The organism is Pseudonocardia sp. SID8383, assembly GCF_009864975.1.
GTDB classification, from domain to species: domain Bacteria; phylum Actinomycetota; class Actinomycetes; order Mycobacteriales; family Pseudonocardiaceae; genus Pseudonocardia; species Pseudonocardia alni.
In genome coordinates, this window is the sequence record NZ_WWFY01001127.1 from 1 (window position 1) to 2,095 (window position 2,095).

At 75.8% G+C, this 2,095-nt stretch carries 1 protein-coding gene; it reads right to left on the minus strand.

Annotated features, from left to right (window positions below; genetic code table 11):
- On the minus strand, positions 1–2,095 hold a 2,095-nt coding region (locus tag GTW08_RS27410; RefSeq protein ID WP_161152718.1), incomplete at both ends, for an AMP-binding protein.

Here is a 2,095-nt window from a genome sequence, read left to right on the forward strand (position 1 = left end):
GTCCGGGACGCCGGTGAGGCGCAGGCCGGTGGTCCCGGCGTCGGCGAGCAGCCGGTCGAGGTCGTCGAGCGAGGACAGGTCGGTGCCCCAGCGCAGGGTGCGGGCCGGGTCGGCGCGGCGCACGTCGGCGCCGGGCAGGTGCAGCTCGACGTCGTAGCGGTGGCGGGTCAGCTCGTTGTGGGCGTCGCCGCGCTTGGCGCGCACCGCGACCTCCGCGCCGAGACCGGCCGCGACCCGGTCGAAGAACGCCGGGGCGAGCAGCAGCTCCTTCTCCAGGGCCAGCGACCGCTCCGCCGCGGCGTCGACCGCGGCGGGGTCGGCCCCGTCGCCGAGCCGGGTCCGGGCGATCGCGGTGTGGAACGCGTGCAGCGTGTCCGGGCGGCGCACGTCCCCGACGACGATCCGGCCACCGGGGGCGAGCAGCTCCGCGGCGCCGGTGAGGACCCGCTCCAGGTAGCCGGCGTCGGGGAAGTACTGCACCACCGAGTTGATCACGACGGTGTCGAAGTGGCCCCGCGGCAGCCCGGACAGGTCGTCGGCGGGCCGGGTGTCGAGCTCGACGTGGCCGTAGCGGGCCGGGTCGTCGGCGAGCGCGGTGCGCAGCGCGGTGATCACCGGCTCGGCGAGGTCGGTGCCGCGGTACTCGGTGACCTCGGGGGCGAGCGGGCCGAGCAGCAGCCCGGTGCCCACCCCGATCTCCAGCACCCGCTGCGGACTCAGTGCCCGGATCAGGTCGACGGTCGCGGCCCGCCACTGCGACATCTGCGCGAACGGGATGGGATCGCCGGTGTAGGAGGAGTCCCAGCCGGCGTAGTCCTCGGTGGACACCGCGACCGGGATCCGGGAGTACTCCTCGGAGTAGATCGCGCGCCACTCGTCGACGGCGCCGGCGGCGGTGGCCGCGCGGTCGGCCTCGTCGGGGGCGGCGGGGACGACGTAGCCGACCAGCCGGAGCGACCCGCCGTCCGGGGCGGGGACCGGGACGACCGCCGAGCGCGACACCAGCGGGTGCCGGTCGAGGCGGGCGGTGACCTCTCCGGGCTCGACGCGGTGCCCGCGGATCTTCACCTGGTCGTCGGTGCGGCCCAGGAAGTCGAGCAGCCCGCCGGTGCCGGGGCGGCGCCGGACCAGGTCACCGGTGCGGTACATCCGCCCGCCCGGGCTCCACGGGTCGGCGACGAACCGCTCGGCGGTCAGCGCGAACCGGTCGAGGTAGCCGCGGGCCAGGCCGTCGCCGGCGATGTACAGCTCACCGGCGACGCCGTCGGGCACCGGGCGCAGCCACGGGTCCAGGACGTGCGCGACGGTGTTGCTGATCGGCTTCCCGACCGCCGGGGTGGCCGAGTCCGCGGTCCCGGTGCCGAGGGTGTTGATCGTGTACTCGGTGGGGCCGTAGAGGTTGTAGCCGAGCACGCCGTCGGCATCGCGCAGGGTCGACCAGACGGCGTCGGACACGGCCTCGCCGCCGAGCAGCACCAGCGGCATCGGGCGCCGGGCGAGCAGCCCGGTCTCCAGCAGCGCCGCGGCGTAGGTCGGGGTCACGTTGACGACGTCGACCTCGTGGGTGTCGCAGTAGGACACCAGCCGGTGCGCGTCGCGGCGCAGCTCCTCATCGGCCACGTGCACCTCGTGCCCCTCGACCAGCCAGAGCAGCTCCTCCCAGCTCATGTCGAACGCGAAGGACACGGTGTGCGCGACCCGCAGCCGGGCGTCGGGCCCGCGGCGGGCGCGGACCTCGGCGACCACCGGGTCGAAGATCTCGCGGCGGTGGTTGAGCTGCATGTTCGTCAGCCCCCGGTACGGGGTGACGACGCCCTTGGGCCGCCCGGTGGAGCCGGAGGTGTAGATGACGTAGGCGGGCAGGTCGAGCCGTGCCGGGTTCTCGCGGGCGAAGCTGCCCAGCTCGGCGTCGGGGATCGGGCCGGGGTCCAGTGCGGCGCGCTCGGCCGCGATGGCCGGGTCGTCCAGCGCGACCGTGGGCACACCGGCGTCGGCCAGGGCCGGGGCGACCGCGGTCGTGGTGAGCACCGCGACCGGGCGGGCGTCGCGCAGGGTCTCGACCAGCCGCGCGGCCGGGTGGTCCAGCTCCAGCGGC